Genomic DNA, 15,427 nt, shown 5'->3' on the forward strand with positions numbered 1-15,427 from the left:
GATATAAGAAACTTAAAGAGAGTAATCTACGTTTTTTTATATAGTTAGATGGGAATATCAAAGAAGTAAGGTAGCTATTTTAATTAAAAAGAGCGGATAGTTGATGACTGAAATGATTAACGGAATCAGGGAGCTAGAAAGGGATCTGAAACTATTGCTCATAGCAAGCATACCGACGGGGCTCTCTGGTGGGATGTTCTACGCCGTCTGGGGTTTATATTTCGAAACAGAAGGTGTAAATGTTAGTCTACTGGGTCTCTATAGCTTCTTGGAAGGTCTATTAATGGCGGCAGTCTTCATTCCGGCCGGTCTCATCACCGATAAGATGGGAAGGAAGAAACCCGTGCTGATAGGGTACATGTTTTCCGCCGTGTCTCTAGCCATAGTATCGCTATGGGGTCTAAACCTACTGGCGATAATCGTGAGTGGGATCTTGGGAGGCTGTAGCTCCCTCGCCCTACCCGCCTTCCAAGCCTGGCTAGCCGACCTCGCTGGTAGCAGAATGGAAGAGGCCTCGAGCATCCAGATGTTCCTTTACAGCGTCAGCTTCTCAGCTGGGAGTCTAATGGGATGGGTTCCCGAGCTTATGGTCATGTCGTCTCGAGACATGAACTACTCCCAAGCCTACCGAATGATGATACTCCTCTCCATGCTCGCGACTCTGATCGCCATACCCTTCTTTCTGGCCACTAAAGACAAGAAGATGGCATGTTCAACGGCCAATCACCCAATAACTCTCAAAGACATCCTGAGACCTCTGAACTCCTCCATGATACGGAGGCTCACTTTCCTCCTAGTCCTATCCAGCTTGGCCACAGGGTTCTTCTATCCTTTAACCAGCTATTACTTGGGAGAGAAGTATGGGGTCGAGTCCGGACCGGTTGGGACCGTTCTCTCCCTGATATACCTTATATCATCATTCAGTTACCTAGTAGCTCCGGTGTTCTCCAAGCTCTTGGGGCTCGTGAAATTCATCGTACTGTCCCAAGGCTTCGCCATACTCGTGATGGCTCTGATCCCCCTAACCCAAGACTTCCTGCTAGCCTCTACGCTACTTATCCTTCAAGTGATGGGAACTTATGCGCCCTTCCCGCTGATATGGGCACTTTTCATGGAGTACTCACCTCCTGACGAGAGAGGAATGGTTAACTCTCTCTATAACCTGTCGGTAGTGGGTCCTAGGGCCATTTCCTCGCTGGCAGGAGGAAATATGATGAGCATATCACTTGAGTACCCCATATTCGCCTTCATCCTTCTGTATTCCCTCTATAACTTATTATTCGCCACTCTCGTGAGGAGTCCCCATTACAAGAAGAGTTATCTGGCAAAAGTGGCAGAGAACACGGGAGATGAGAATGGATTTGAGGGGCAGGATAGATGCAACACTACTGAAGCATGATGTCTCCCTGTCGGCGGTCGTGGAATTCGCGGAAAGGGCAGCAAGGGAGGGGATGAGGTCCGTCGTGGTTTACCCCTTCTATGCTCAGCGTCTGACGGTGATAGATATGGGAATACCCATATGCACAGTTGTAGGCTTTCCTCACGGCTCTCAACTCAAGGAAGCGAAAGTGGGGGAGGCGAAACTGGCTCGAGAGATCGGTGTCTCCGAGATAGACTATGTGATCAGCATACCTGCGGTGAAGAACGGACTGTTCGATTACCTGAAGGAGGAAGCTGATCTCATAACTGCTGCCTTCTCAGGTACGGTTAAGGCCATTATTGAGGTACCTCTTCTCTCTGAAAATGAGCTCAAGAGCACATTAGAGGCCTTAGAGTCCACCGACGTGGAGTACGTGAAGACATCCACTGGACTGTACAGGCCCGTGACACCCGACGATGTCAGGAGGATAAAAGAGCTCACTGACAAGAAGATAAAAGCTTCCGGAGGAATAAGGACCAAGGAACAGGCTATTGAGCTGGTTAGTTCGGGAGCCGATGTTTTAGGGACCAGTAAGCCCTTTGACATACTGTAGCGGGGATCAGGCTCCTATCACCCAGCGGGCAATGTAGCTCCTAGGGCACTGGACGGCACCCCTGTAATAGGGGCAGAAGGAGCAAGTTGGACTGTTACCCCAACAGTCGAACTCGTTGCTGTTGGCTATGTGACAGCCATCCCAGAGGAGGCAGTCGTTGCATGACGGGAAGTCAGCGATCCTCACCTTAGCCCTGAAAGATACGTACTCGGGGGACCACCATATCTCCCTCAAGCTCCTCTCCTTCAGATCGCCGAAAACTAGCTGCTTTACCTCCACCTCCCTTCCATCGATCCAAGCCCTGTAGTCGTGAAGGGTGAAGAGGCATGGGACGACCTTCCCATCAAACGTGATGGCGAAGGCCCTCTCCTCGATGAAGGGACACCTCCTCTCAGTCTTGTAGTAGAAGAAGGGCTCTATCACCCTAATATGGTGGAGCATTGACAAGGTCCTGACCTCTTCCATGATTTTCGTGACGTTATCGGGCTGCACCTTATCATGTATCTGCTCACGAGCGAGGGCAGGGTGAGTAGCTATCAGATTGGACAGGAGAACACCCCTAGCCCCTACCTCAGCTGCCCATTCTATTAGATCAGGTAGCTTGCTAACCGTGCTCTTCAGGAGGACGGTGGAGATCCACAGCTCCGCCCCATCCCTGTTGGCTAGCTCCCTGATCCCTTCCTCAACTACGTGAAAGCTCGATCCCACCCTGATCTTCCTGTACATCTCCGGATCCGTGACATCCACGCTTACGAAAACCCAAGAGAAATAGCGACTTATTGCATCGGCTTTCCTCAAGAGAGTGGTTCCGTTGGTAATCATCCCTAGATCGAATCTCTCCGCCGCTTCCCTCGCGAAGTCCTCGAACCTCGGGTGGATCGTGGGCTCTCCCCATCCGCTGAACCACAGATCTTGGACACCCATGTTGTTGAGCTCCCCGAGCACCCGATCGAACAGCTCCTCACCCATGAATCCTATCCTCTCATTCCAGCTCTGCCTATAACAGAATTTGCAGTTGAGGTTGCAGGAGGTTGTGAGCTCCACATGTGCCTCCTTGGGGGGATCAGGATCCGGCAGATAAAATCCTCCGTGTACCCTTATCTTCTCCAATGCTCCTCGACCGCCCCTCCATCAGACCCGTATTAAATGATTGCTATAACTTAGGTGTTTAAGTAAGTGTTTAAGAGAGGAAACATCAGCCGAGGAAAGTATTAGCTGCCCCTCTGGGGGACCTACCCCACACCTTTTCGACCTCCTCTACGGGCAGATCCAGCTGCTTGGCTACTAACTCCATAGAAATTTCTGGGTTCGTCCTCTTTATATCATCGACGGCGTGGGCCAAGTAATCCTCATATGAAATGGCTTCCTCCCACAACCTATCGAATCTCTCCTTGAAGATCTTCGCCAGACTCTCCGACTCCACCTTTATACCAGTTCTCGTGGGCTGTTCCACCCCTATCTTCTCCGGGAATCCCATGACCACGACTCTGTCGTCAACCACCATGTGTCTGAGATCGTACACTACGAGTCCTCCGTGGTACCTAACCTCGGCCCCGGCCTTCGAATACCTGTAACCCACGTAGAGCTTCTCCCTTCCCTTGGGCATCATGTACCTAATTTTCACACCCCTCGATGTGGCAGCTTCTATCTCCTTGACGATCTTGTCGAAGAATTCGGTAGAGTCCTTGGGCTTAGCGCCCGTCACAGACCCGAAGATCTCTTTAGCAGCTCCTCTCATGGCCTCCAGCACCGCATTAAAGTACTGGGTTCTAGTGAGCATCTTGGTCACTTCCATGAGGTGCTCCACAAGCCTCTTCCTACCCTCGAGTTCATGTCTGCTGAGGTAGAGCAGGATTATGGTGGCTATTAGCAGGGTGAGCTCCACTATCAGGAGAGCTAAGGCCACTAAGTCCTCCATAGGGGATCCCTCATACCTCATCAGCGCCGCCAGCCGGCGCCACATTCATCACCGTTGCTGGTATACCTAGCCCCTTATAAGCCCGCCTCACCTCTTCGGCAACTCGGTCGCACTCCTCGCATAGGAACAGCATGCTCGGTCCTGCTCCGCTGATGGACACACCTAGGGCCCCAGATCTCATAGCTATGTCCCTGACCTCCCTATATCCTGGAATGAGCCTGGATCGGGACTCGTCTACTAGGGAGTAAGACATCCCCTCTCCTGCTAACCTCAAATCGCCTGTAGCAAGTCCGAGCAGTAAGGAGGCCAAGTGGGAGTAGTGCCTGATCATCTCTTCAATCTTCACGCTTCTGGGGACCAGGGACCTCATTTTTTCAGTCTTCCTCTCGGGAATAGGTGTCCAGGGAACGGATAGGACGAACCTCGCATCAGGATCCAGCTTCACGATCCTCCTTCCTATGACGACCAACCCCCCGAACAGAGAGGGAGCGACGTTATCCGGGTGAGGAGAACCCGATGCCTCCCTCTCCCCTTCAGCCGCTGCTCTCACGAGATCCTCCTCCGATAGCACACCACCCAGCTCCAAGTCCACTGCCCTCACCGCTGCGGCCGAGGACGCGCCACTGCTTCCTAGACCCCTACCCGGCGGAACTCCCTTCCAAAGCTTTATCCTAGCGGTTAAATGCTGCTCCGCAGCTTTCAATGCGGCTCTGGCGGCAGCGGCAGCACTGTTTCTCCTTCCGAGGGGTACGGACTTCGCATAGGGGCCCTTAACCTCAGTAACTACAGCGTCCGGGCCACCGCTAACAAGCTCGATCTCGACCGTGTCGGAGAACGCATCAATTGCTATCCCCATTATGTCATAACCAGGCCCCAAGTTGGCGCTAGTGCTCCACGCCCTGACCCTCATAGGGCTAGCCCCCTTATCTTATCCACGGCCTCATCAACGCTGGAGGCCCTCACTGGCTCGGGGAATGGAAAGGCGTCCGGATCCTTTAGGGCGTGGCCGGTGGCCACAAGCACAACCCTGTCGTCCGGGAAGATCTCCCTTCCCAGTAACTTCAGGTAACCCGCGTACGATGCGGCCGAAGCTGGTTCCACCCCCACACCCATTTTCCCTAGCTTCCTCTGAGCCTCCAGAATCTCTCCATCGGTCACGATCTCGACGACACCCCTGCTCTCCCTGAGGGCCTTGAAGGCCTTCGGCCAGTTCACAGGCCTCCCTATTCTTATCGCGGTGGCCACGGTCTCGGGATTATCATTAAAGATAGGCTCGCTAAGCCCCTTCTTAAGAGCTCTAGCTATTGGAGAGGCGCCCGCTGCCTGTATGCCCGCCAACCTAGGCATCTTGTCGATCAGACCCAGCTCTCTCATCTCTTTGAATCCCTTCCATATCGCTGAAATGTTGCCAGCGTTTCCTACGGGCAGCACGACCCAGTCCGGCACGCCTATCTCATCGGCTATCTCGAAGGCGAGGGTCTTCTGACCCTCCAACCTCCAAGGATTGATTGAATTGAGGGGATAAAGTCCGCTCTCCCTCCCAGATACTTTCATCACCACATCCAATGCGGCATCGAAGGGACCGTCTATCTCCACGATGGTGGCACCGTGGAGCACCGCCTGAGCCAGCTTCCCCTTGGCTACCTTTTCCCTCGGCAGTACGACGAAGCTCCTCATGCCCGCTCTGGAGGCGTAAGCAGCGACGGAGGCGGAGGTGTTACCAGTGGAGGCGCATATGACGCTCTTCACACCAGCCTCCTTGGCCAAGGACACTGCTACAGTCATTCCCCTATCTTTGAAGGATCCTGTTGGGTTGCTCCCCTCGAATTTCACCCAGAGCCCCTCGCCTATCTTTATGAGGGGAGTACCTCCCTCGCCCATTGTTATGGGCCTCACTCTGGGTAGAAGCTCCTTATACCTCCATACCCCGAACCTCCTCGTCCTGAAAAGAGCCCAAGATACGCCGAGGGGCTTCCTCCTGAAGACGGGCTCCAGCAGGCCTCCGCAGTGAGGGCAAACTATGGTCCAAGGGTCGGCTCTGTAGGTCCTGCCGCATTTGATGCAGCGAAGCTCGTATTCCCCGAGCATCCCGGCTTTCTTCGACACACAGTTATAACTTCTCCCCTCGGTGGAAACTGGGTGGGTGTTTGGATCCGGAGGATGCTTACAGGAGAGTCCTATCCTCAATTGAGGAACACCATAGGTGGTTCGACTCGTCTCTACCCATGATAGCCAGCGAGAATGTCACTAGTCCTGCAGTTAGGAGGGCAATGACCAGCGATTTCGGTCACCGGTACGCTGAGGGATGGGTGGGGGAGAGAGTCTACGCCGGGACGAAGTACATCGACGATGTCGAATCGCTTGCGATGGAGCTCATAAAGAAGCTGTACGGGGTGAAGTTCGCAGATGTACGTCCAATAAGCGGGGTAGTTGCTAACCTATCCGTATATACGGCCCTCACACAGCCAGGAGATGTCGTGATGGCGCTGCCCATAACCAAGGGAGGGCACATCAGCATGGGACCCTTGAAGGGGTCCAAGGGACAGTTCATAGGGGGTACGGCAGGAGCCGTCAGGGGCTTGGATGTGAAGTACATAGCCTTCGACGACGAGAACATGAACATAGATGCCGATAAGACCATCAACAGGATGGAAAAGTACAAGCCCAAACTGATAATGATGGGAGGCAGCGTGATACTCTTCCCTCAACCGGTGAAAGAGCTAGTGGAGGCGGCTAAGTCCATGGGAGCTGCGGTTAACTACGATGCCGCTCATGTCGCTGGTTTAATTGCGGGAGGTAAGTTCCAGCGTCCCTTAAATGAAGGAGCCGATGTGATGACCTTCAGCACCCACAAGACCTTCTTCGGCCCCCAGCACGGTGCGGTGATCACTAACGACGAGGAAAAATTCGAACTGATCAAGTTGGCCAACTTCCCGGGTCTCTTGAGCAACCACCATCTTCATGCGGTGGCAGCGCTGGCAATAGCAGCCGCGGAGATGCTCGCATTTGGTGAGGAGTACGCTGAGGCTGTTGTTAAGAACGCGAAAGCCTTGGCCCAGGCGTTGCATGACGAGGGATTCAAGGTGGTAGCAGAGCACTTGGGGTTCACCGAGAGCCATCAGGTCCTCCTCGATGTTGACGATCTGGGTGGAGGATACAAGTGCGAGAAGCTGCTGGAGGAGGCCAACATAATTGTGAACAGGAACCTCCTTCCGTGGGACATAAAGAGGGGAAGGAGCTTCAAGGATCCGGGCGGCCTGAGGCTGGGGGTCTCCGAACTCACCAGGCTCGGCATGGGACCGGACGAGATGAGGGAGGTGGCGAAGTTCTACAGGGAGGTCCTTATAGACGGAGAGGATCCAAAGGAAGTCGCTAGAGAGGTTTCAGAACTCAGGAAAGAGTTCAAGACCGTTAAATATACGTTCGAGGAGGGCCCAGCCTACGAATACTGATATTCGCCGCCTGATAGAGGACAGGACGAGGGGCTCGTTGGAGATATTCGAGGAGGCCCTGATCTTACTCAATAAGTCGAGAGATCCGTGCAAAGATGCTAGAGTCCTCAGAGAAGCTCATCCAGAGATGACGGCCCTGGAATACTTGGAGATGGCAGCGTGCTCCGGCTCTCTGTTCAAGTTAAGGGAGTTCTACGGTAGATCCAAGGAGGAACTGGCTTCTACATGCTCTAACCTCCTATCTGAGCTGGGAATCGAAGTTATAGCTACTTTAAGCAGGAGCTCCGCAGTCATAAACTGTCTGAAGAGGTCATCCGTGAGCGAGGTGATAGTCGGGGAATCTAGACCGGGAAGAGAGGGGCTAAGGACCGCAGAAATTCTCAGAGACGCAGGGTTCAAGGTGACTCTAGTGGTTGATGCCCTCCTCCCATGGTACTCCAAGAGGAAAGGGGCCGTGGGCTTGGTCGGCGCGGACAGGGTCACCCCATCCCGCCTGATAAACAAGGCTGGTACCTTGCCACTCGCAACCCTGATCAAGACGATAGCGGTTCCCGGACTTCTCAAGCTTCACAGGGATGGTTACACCATAGAGAGGAGGGATCCAAGGGAAGTGGCAGTGTTGGAGGGTGTGGAAGTGGTGAACATCTACTTCGACGAGACGCCCCTGAATTCTCTCCACAGGCTGGTGTTCGAGGAACTCGTGCTTAAACCTAAAGAGATAGGAAAGGCCTTCGAAAAATTGGAGACGGTGCTGGGAATCAGAGCAGATGGAGGATCATCAGGAAGAAACCTATCACAGCCGAGATGATCCAAGCAACTACCGAGATGGCCGCAGCAGTCAACCACCCGACCCTAAACCACACCTTCAGCACCCAGATCCAGATCACTATGATTAAGATCTTCTCTAGTATCCACAGGGGGAGCAATACGAAGATGATCCCGAGCACGAAGTCTATCACTGACCAAACGAAGGCGAGGGCCAAAGCCGATAGGAAGGACCGCTCCTTCTTCTCGGGAAGCACTATCTTCTGAGCCAACCATAGGACGACGGCACTCACAACTAGGGTCACGAGGAACCTCACGAGGGAACCGAAGATACCTGTCATCGAGACCATGTAACTCCTAGAATTCCTCTCTAAAGAAGTTAAAAACGGAGGCGGTCAGCCGACCTCACCCCTTATAATTTTCTCTATCTCACTCTGGAACCTCCTCAAAGCTGCCATCTTATCCTCCATGAATATCAGGTCACTCAGACCCTCCAGAACTATGTTGTGGGCGAAGGGCGTGGGCACATCCACCATGCCTATGTCAACGACCCTTATCCTACCGCTCTCTATGCCGCCCACCACCTCCTCAGCCCTCTCAACATCCATGTAATCCTCCAAGATCTCTCTATAAGCTTCCTTAAGCAGGGGAAATCCTTCTATCTTCTCGACTATCCTGAGGAGACTCTGAGCACTTATCTGCTGCTTGTTAACGCTGATCTCGTATCCCTTGTAGTTTCTGAGGACCATCAATCCCCTAGCAGCTACGTGCCTGAACCTCCTCCTGAGGAGCTCCGTCTTCGCCAGAGCCTTCTCTAGTACATCCCTGAGGTCCCATCCCACCAAATCCTCTATCGTTGCGACAGGCTTAACTCCCCTAGGATATATAATCGCGAATCCAGTATCTTTAACCGCTATCCCCAGGTTCCTCCTCACCTTCCTCCCAGCTATATAGGCTAGGGCCCTTGAGAGGGCGTCATTGGTCCTCCGGCCGTAGAGGGAGTGGGTCACTTGGTGTATCCTCCCCTCCTCATCTACGTAGCTCTCAACCAAGATGACCTCGTGGGACGGCATATCCTCCACGCTCACGCCGAGAGACTTCAGGTAGAGGTACTGCTGTCTCAGGTAGTTGTATATGGCGAGGGCCGCCATCCTGTTCGCATTGCTCATCCTCATTATCATGCTAACAAGCTCCCTCTTAGTGGCCCCCTCCTCGAGCATCTTGAAGAACTCGCCCCTGAACTTCCCAATCTCCAAGGCGAGCTCGTAGCTGAGAGGAAGCATCTCCGAGAACCACGCAGGCACTGTCGGCTTCTGATCGAAGGCTGGCCTGACCTTGACCCTCAGCCCTCTCGCCGACACGAACTCATAGACCTTTCCGCCCAGCACGAACCTGTCCCCAGGCATGAGCCTCTCTAGAAAGCCCTCTTCCAAGTTCCCCACGTACCTGCCCTCCGTGGTGTACACCTTGGCGGCGACCTCGTCGGGTATCGTCCCTATGTTGGTGGCGTAGATCACCCTAGCGTACTTCCCCCTCCTACCGAATACCCCCTCCTCCGGGTCGTACCATATCTTCCCGTATACCTTCCTGCTCTCCAGCTGGGTGTACTCCCCGGCTAGGTACCTGAGGATGGACTCGAAATCCTCCCAGCTCAGGTCCACGTAGGGATAGGCCGACCTCACGAGATTATAGGCGTCCTCGACCCTCCACTTACTCTCGACGGCCATTCCCACTATATGCTGCGCCAGCACGTCGAGGGGCCTCCTAGGAATGTGCACCCTGTCCAGCCTGCCCGCTAACGCTTCACGGAGCATGACCGCAACCTCGACAGCATCATCTCTATCCGCGACAATGAACCTGCCCTTAGAGACCTCGTGGAGCCTGTGACCGGCCCTACCGATCCTCTGCAATGCCCTAGTCACTGATTTGGGACTGCCTATCTGCACCACCAGATCTATGTAGCCTATGTCGATGCCCAGCTCCAAGCTAGTGGAGCTCACTATCGCCTTGAGCTCCCCTCTCTTCAGCCTTTCCTCCACCTCACCCCTCACATCCCTAGAGAGGGAGCTGTGGTGAGCAGCTATCTTCTCGTCTATGTCCTCCACACTATCCTTCAGGACCTTCTTCAGGTGGAAGACGACCCTCTCGGTTCCGCTCCTCGTGTTGGTGAATATGAGGGTAGTGGTATGCTCCTTTATGAGCTTGGAAATGAGCTTGTACATCCTAGCCGAGACCACTTCCGTGGGCGTGTTCACCAGATCGCTCACCGGTGATAGCAGAGCTAGGTCGAGGGCCTTGGCCCAGTTGGTCTCGACTATCAAGCAGTCCCTAGCCCTGCCATTCTCGTAGCCCACCAAGAACTTGGCGACCTCATCGAGGGGATTTATCGTGGCCGATAGACCTATCCTGATGAAGTTCCTGCCTACCAGCCACCTCAACCTCTCTAGAGAGAGGGAGAGATGGGTACCCCTCTTGTTCTCCACTAAGCTGTGGATCTCATCCACTATGACCCACTTAACGGTCTTCAGCTTCTCCCTGAACTTGGGAGCCGTTAGAATGATGCCCAGCGTCTCGGGAGTCGTTATGAGTATGTGAGGCGGCTTTCTAAGCTGCTTGGCTTTTTCACTGGAAGGAGTATCACCAGTCCTTACTGCATGTCTTATCTCCGGTAGATTAGGCGAAAGCTCCCTTATCTCTCTGAGAGGGACCTCTAGGTTCCTGTATATGTCGTTGTTCAGCGCCCTCAGCGGGGAAATGTATATGGCGTAAACCGAGTCCTGGAGCTCCCCCCTCTCACCCATCTCCAAGAGCTCACTTATTATGGACAGGAAGGCCGTCAGGGTCTTGCCCGTGCCCGTGGGGCTGGTGACCAAGACATTCCTACCCTCATGGATCGGAACCACAGCGTATCTCTGTGGAGGACTTAGATCGACGAACTTGGAGTCGAACCAGAGGGCTACAGCCGGGTGGAGCACCTCAAGCACTTCCGCTTTAGTGTACTCCCTGAGGGCCCTAGCTATCATGAATACCGCGCTTCATACAGGGAGGGTTTGATAACCTTGGTGGGCACCGCTTCCGATCTTAAACGAAAATGTAGAAAATTAAATGGTAAACAATTTAATGATACTTATTTTAGCTTCCTTAAACGACATGCTAATATCGTATAATTACCTAAATTGGTAACATTGTTCCGGAAAGGCAGGCCATCGCATGGTATCGGTGAGGAAAGGTGGAGGAGTCCCCCTGCAAATGACCACTTAGCGTTGCAAGCTCGATGGGATCTACTCTTTCCCAACTAGCATTTCGAAGGTTCCATCGGGCCTGTGCAGGAAGAGAAGAGCTTCGGGAAAGATCTTTCTGACCTCCAACAGCGTCTCCAAATCGTCATCGTGATACTCGACCACCTCGCAGCCCAGTTTCCTAACTAAGGAGGGTTTCAGTTCCCTATCCACTTGATAGTTGTCGTTGGGCCTCATGACCAGCTCGTCGAAGGGAATGCCAGCGGCCATGAGCTGGAGGATGGTATCCCTTCTGAGCCACTCGTATCTCCCTGTAATCAAAACGACCCTCAAACCTCTCTTCTTTGCATCGTGGACCATCTCTATAGCCCTGTATAACGGTCTATCCAGTTTCAGGAGGCTGGGATCCATGAAATCTCTCCAAAATTCCTTCTGAAGTTCGAACGGCAGCTCCCTCGGAGACCTCACTCCGAATCGGCTTATGGCCACCTCGAACCTGTTCCTGGCGTCGAATAGCGTGTTATCTATATCGAACACCGCGCATCTCATTAGAGCACCCTAGCAGCCCTCTTCACCACGCCGAGGGGACCCAGCTCCTCTACACCCACCTCCTCGTCCACAATATAAACGATGAAATTATCCAGATTCACTCGCCTCAATAGGGGTGAGAGCAGACCGTTGCTCCCCACCCTCAGTATATCCGTCCCTGGAGCTAGTGGGGAAAGGGCGGGCAGGACGAGGACCTCGGCCCCCATGTAGTTTCCCCTGAGGAACACCTTGAGCTTGTGTCCTCCACCCAAATCGTCCCTGAGCGATATTGCTGGATGCTCATGCCCCATCACTATGAGATCCACCCCTTCTGGAATCGCTAGCAGTTCCTTATGCCCGTGAAAGTACATAATGTTACCAAGGATGAGGTAAGGATCCCTTATCTCAATGCCCTCTCTGAGGAGGATGGGGATCAGGTAGTTATCGTGGTTCCCCCTGACCACCTCGATCCTCACACCCTCCTCCCTCAGAGACCTTATCAGATCTAGGACCTCCCTCCACTCTTGACTGAGGGCCCCTCCGAACTCGTGCTTTATGTCACCGTTGAGGACCACCGTTTCCGGATCTCTCTCACTAATATACCTCAGAATTTCCCCTTTTATCCACGGGTACTGCTCATAAGGGAGTTCCACTCCTTTCTCCCTCAACGCATCCTCATAGCCCAAGTGGAGGTCCGCCACTACCAGCGTGCTGTTCACCATGGCTCCGTAGGGGAACACTTCGATACTGTTCGCGAGCAGGTATTTCCTCATCACGGGATAGTCTAGGAGACTGGTTAATAAGCTCTAACCGAAAATGGATTGAGACCGAACTTTCCTTCTTGTCTTGTTGGCAAGGGAAAGGCGAAACACTTTCTTGAATGGAGTAGATGTAGGGCGCCACACTAGTAAATGCTGTGGAATGAAGGTAGAGCGAAAATGGATTAAGTAATAAATAAATATAATATCTTATAAATATAATATCTTAACACACAGAAAAGCACGGCGAATTATGTGGAAATGTCCCTGTTCTCGATCTAATGATGTCCAATAATATGATGTTCCAAAGTATATCTATTCCATCTTTCGTCAAAAATTGAAGAATATTTAAATATGTATCAATCCAAATATTTTTGGTAGACATCAATGATCTCGAAAAGTAGAATAACTGCCTTGGTAATATCCGCCTCTTTGTTAATTATTTTGTCAGTTATCCTATCGTTCGCGCTTAACCCTCCGGAGTCTATGAGCCTTTCGATGGGACCCGTCTACTCCCCTCCCATCTCAAAGGTCAAGAAGGATCTATTGGACAGCTTCATGAATGTCACTTTAGAGAAATTAAAGGAAGACAGGGAATATAGTTTAAAGTATCTGAATTTCACGCGATGGTTAGGCGAAACATACGGCCTCGCTTACGATGAACTTTTCTGGACCAGGGAAGAGCTTGTCAAGATAATGGAGAAGGCCAAGCAATTAGACGAGGAGGCCGCCGACTGGCTCAAACAGGTGAACGCAACCCTCATCGTGGCCTTTACCCTGCCGCCGGGTACTAACCTGTCATATGCTAATATGATGGCGGATCTCATCTCCAAATATGCCCCAAACTTCAAGGCGGTCAAGGTGCAGGTCCTCTATAGCATAGACAGGTACAAGGTGAAGTACAAGGAAGGGTCCATGGATCTGTACCTGAGCATCATCAGGGCGTTCCTCCAGAGGAACCTCAGTATTAGAGTGAAGACCATTGAGCCATACGGAATAGGAAGCGTGGAAATCACGCCAGCAGATCTGGACAAGCTCACACCACAGTATCTGGAAAAGGCATTGGATGCGACCGAGGAAACGGCAAAGGGCGAGAAACCTAAAGCTTACCGACTATAAGTCAGCTTGGGAATGTGGGCAATGGTATCAGGGACCTGTAACGGTCTATAACACGAATTTTCACTGGAAGTGGTGGTTCTGGCATTTCTGCGGAGGTTGGGGTGAATCAGGCTGTAAGATGTACGCACCTGAGGAGAGCGATGGTGTGACATTCATTACAATCGCTGGATGCATTTTCTTATGGAAGGAGATTATATCTTCGGCCTTATAGACTCTCCGGGGTGAGAATACGCAAGTAACTGTGGAGGAACCTGCGGGTCAGCTAATACTAAATTTCATGGTTTTTGCGCCGTTACATACGCGAAAATGAGCCCTTACATAAGGTTTTACTCTTATTATATGATAGCTGATTATACACTGACCTATCACAGCACATACGGATGCCCGTATTATTCATATTGCGGCTGCATGGGTTCGTGTAATTACCCTCAGGTGTTTATCGTAAACGTGATAAGAATACCATAGTCTATAGATCTCCAGAATTTGTGGAAGTACCTATTTTTTTTACCAACTTTAATGTACCATATGCTACTTTTATTGAGTGGTGAGTGGTTACCTCCACTTAAGAGGCTCAGCCACCCAGGCTTGCCAAGTAAATTTGATACTACACTCCCTACCCTTTCCGATTAATTCTTCTCTTATCTCAATAATTAATAATTCCTCTTTCTTTTTAATACGGGAAACGAACTTTAAATCGAACAACAAAGACAGCTAGGCGCAAAAGAAAGAGTCAATATGCAATAAGGAGAAAAGGTTAGAGATCTCTTTAGATACATTTGAATATTTGATGCCAGTGTAGATACTAGGAAAATGGAAAGGAGAAGAGTGCATATGTCCACCCTCAGAAATAGACTTAAGTTAGTAGAGCGAGAATTAAAGAGGAGAGGTATAGTAGCGATTATACTCTTCGGTTCCTCGCTAAAAGGAAGAATCCATCCACTTAGCGATGTGGACATTGCCGTTCTCTTCAAAGATGAACCGCTAGAGCGTGATATCGAATGGTTATATCTGGAGCTTCAAAGATATCTCAGGAGAGAAGTAGATCTCATCATCCTCAATAAGGCTCCTCCCAGAATAAGATTTTCTGCCTTGAAAGGTGAACTGCTTTACGTTGGAGACGAGAGAGAACTAATCCACTTCATGACTAAGGTTTACGACGAGTGGGCTGATTTGGAGTATCTCAGGAGAGTGATCTGGAATTACACGGAGAGGTGGCTGACCGTTGGAGGTTGACATGGAAGCGGTCAAGTCCAGAATAGAGCTACTGAGGGGATATTTATCCTCCTTAGAGGAACTGAAATCGAACGAGGAAGAATTTTACAAATCCTTGGTATACCGAATGGCGGTGGAAAGACTTTTGCATCTGTCCATTGAATGTCTTTTAGACATACCGCAGCACATAGCTGCGGCTAAGGGGCATAGGCCTCCTGAGAGTTATGCTGATACTATCACAGTGCTCGAGGAAGCCGGACTTGTACCTCCTGAGAGAGCAGACACTTATAGGAGGATTGCTAGGTTCCGAAATGTCCTAGTTCACGCGTACGTATCAATAGACCCAGATAGAGTTTTTGAGTTTTGGATGAGAGAGTTGGAGGATCTCAGGGAAATGGCGAGGGACCTCATGAACGCCGCTACCGATCCCTAGTGCATCGCGTTCCTCATAGGGGAACCACTT

15 protein-coding genes are annotated in these 15,427 nt (G+C 51.7%); 7 read left to right on the plus strand and 8 right to left on the minus strand.

Annotated elements, in window-relative coordinates:
• Nucleotides 1–103 precede the first annotated feature (103 nt).
• Both QI197_02505 and deoC read left to right on the plus strand, forming a co-directional pair.
• On the plus strand, nucleotides 104–1,399 hold the full coding sequence (locus QI197_02505; protein ID MDK2372229.1) for an MFS transporter: 1,296 nt from the start codon (nucleotides 104–106) through the stop codon (nucleotides 1,397–1,399).
• Entirely contained in the window at nucleotides 1,356–1,973 is a 618-nt protein-coding gene (gene deoC / locus QI197_02510) for a deoxyribose-phosphate aldolase (protein ID MDK2372230.1), read from the plus strand. The genes QI197_02505 and deoC overlap by 44 nt, the downstream gene beginning before the upstream one ends.
• A 6-nt stretch (nucleotides 1,974–1,979) precedes the next feature.
• Here the strand turns inward: deoC and QI197_02515 are convergent, their stop codons facing one another.
• The 4 genes from QI197_02515 to thrC form a co-directional block, all read right to left on the minus strand.
• On the minus strand, nucleotides 1,980–3,083 hold the full coding sequence (locus QI197_02515; protein MDK2372231.1) for a radical SAM protein: 1,104 nt from the start codon (nucleotides 3,081–3,083) through the stop codon (nucleotides 1,980–1,982).
• Nucleotides 3,084–3,168: 85 nt separating this feature from the next.
• Nucleotides 3,169–3,936 (minus strand): hypothetical protein, encoded by a 768-nt coding sequence (locus tag QI197_02520; protein ID MDK2372232.1) that lies wholly within the window; start codon nucleotides 3,934–3,936, stop codon nucleotides 3,169–3,171.
• The gene (locus tag QI197_02525; GenBank protein ID MDK2372233.1) at nucleotides 3,902–4,801 is read right to left on the minus strand and encodes a homoserine kinase; all 900 of its coding nucleotides are present in this window, start codon (nucleotides 4,799–4,801) and stop codon (nucleotides 3,902–3,904) included. Before QI197_02525 ends, QI197_02520 begins: the two co-directional genes overlap by 35 nt.
• A complete protein-coding gene (thrC, locus tag QI197_02530) occupies nucleotides 4,798–5,979 on the minus strand; it encodes a threonine synthase (GenBank protein MDK2372234.1) in 1,182 nt (393 codons plus the stop codon). The genes QI197_02525 and thrC overlap by 4 nt, the downstream gene beginning before the upstream one ends.
• Nucleotides 5,980–6,038: 59 nt before the next feature.
• Between thrC and QI197_02535 the strand changes: the two genes are divergently transcribed.
• On the plus strand, nucleotides 6,039–7,343 hold the full coding sequence (locus QI197_02535) for a serine hydroxymethyltransferase (protein ID MDK2372235.1): 1,305 nt from the start codon (nucleotides 6,039–6,041) through the stop codon (nucleotides 7,341–7,343).
• 37 nt (nucleotides 7,344–7,380) lie between these two features.
• On the plus strand, nucleotides 7,381–8,151 hold the full coding sequence (locus tag QI197_02540; protein MDK2372236.1) for a hypothetical protein: 771 nt from the start codon (nucleotides 7,381–7,383) through the stop codon (nucleotides 8,149–8,151).
• On the opposite strand, the gene QI197_02545 is transcribed toward QI197_02540, so the two are convergent.
• From QI197_02545 to QI197_02560, 4 genes are all read right to left on the minus strand, one after another.
• Nucleotides 8,102–8,458: a hypothetical protein gene (locus tag QI197_02545; GenBank protein ID MDK2372237.1), complete on the minus strand. Its 357-nt coding sequence runs from the start codon at nucleotides 8,456–8,458 to the stop codon at nucleotides 8,102–8,104. The genes QI197_02540 and QI197_02545 overlap by 50 nt on opposite strands.
• 45 nt (nucleotides 8,459–8,503) lie before the next feature.
• On the minus strand, nucleotides 8,504–11,131 hold the full coding sequence (locus QI197_02550) for an ATP-dependent helicase (GenBank protein ID MDK2372238.1): 2,628 nt from the start codon (nucleotides 11,129–11,131) through the stop codon (nucleotides 8,504–8,506).
• Between the two features lie 258 nt (nucleotides 11,132–11,389).
• Nucleotides 11,390–11,896 (minus strand): HAD family acid phosphatase, encoded by a 507-nt coding sequence (locus QI197_02555; GenBank protein ID MDK2372239.1) that lies wholly within the window; start codon nucleotides 11,894–11,896, stop codon nucleotides 11,390–11,392.
• The gene (locus QI197_02560) at nucleotides 11,896–12,648 is read right to left on the minus strand and encodes a metallophosphoesterase (protein MDK2372240.1); all 753 of its coding nucleotides are present in this window, start codon (nucleotides 12,646–12,648) and stop codon (nucleotides 11,896–11,898) included. Before QI197_02560 ends, QI197_02555 begins: the two co-directional genes overlap by 1 nt.
• 483 nt (nucleotides 12,649–13,131) lie before the next feature.
• Between QI197_02560 and QI197_02565 the strand changes: the two genes are divergently transcribed.
• From QI197_02565 to QI197_02575, 3 genes are all read left to right on the plus strand, one after another.
• Nucleotides 13,132–13,752 carry a hypothetical protein gene (locus tag QI197_02565; GenBank protein MDK2372241.1) on the plus strand — a complete coding sequence of 207 codons (621 nt, stop codon included), beginning with the start codon at nucleotides 13,132–13,134 and terminating at the stop codon, nucleotides 13,750–13,752.
• Between the two features lie 810 nt (nucleotides 13,753–14,562).
• On the plus strand, nucleotides 14,563–14,985 hold the full coding sequence (locus QI197_02570; GenBank protein ID MDK2372242.1) for a nucleotidyltransferase domain-containing protein: 423 nt from the start codon (nucleotides 14,563–14,565) through the stop codon (nucleotides 14,983–14,985).
• Nucleotides 14,975–15,397 carry a DUF86 domain-containing protein gene (locus QI197_02575; GenBank protein ID MDK2372243.1) on the plus strand — a complete coding sequence of 141 codons (423 nt, stop codon included), beginning with the start codon at nucleotides 14,975–14,977 and terminating at the stop codon, nucleotides 15,395–15,397. The genes QI197_02570 and QI197_02575 overlap by 11 nt, the downstream gene beginning before the upstream one ends.
• Nucleotides 15,398–15,427 lie beyond the last annotated feature (30 nt).

Source organism: Thermoproteota archaeon (assembly GCA_030130125.1).
Classification (GTDB): domain Archaea; phylum Korarchaeota; class Korarchaeia; order Korarchaeales; family Korarchaeaceae; genus Korarchaeum.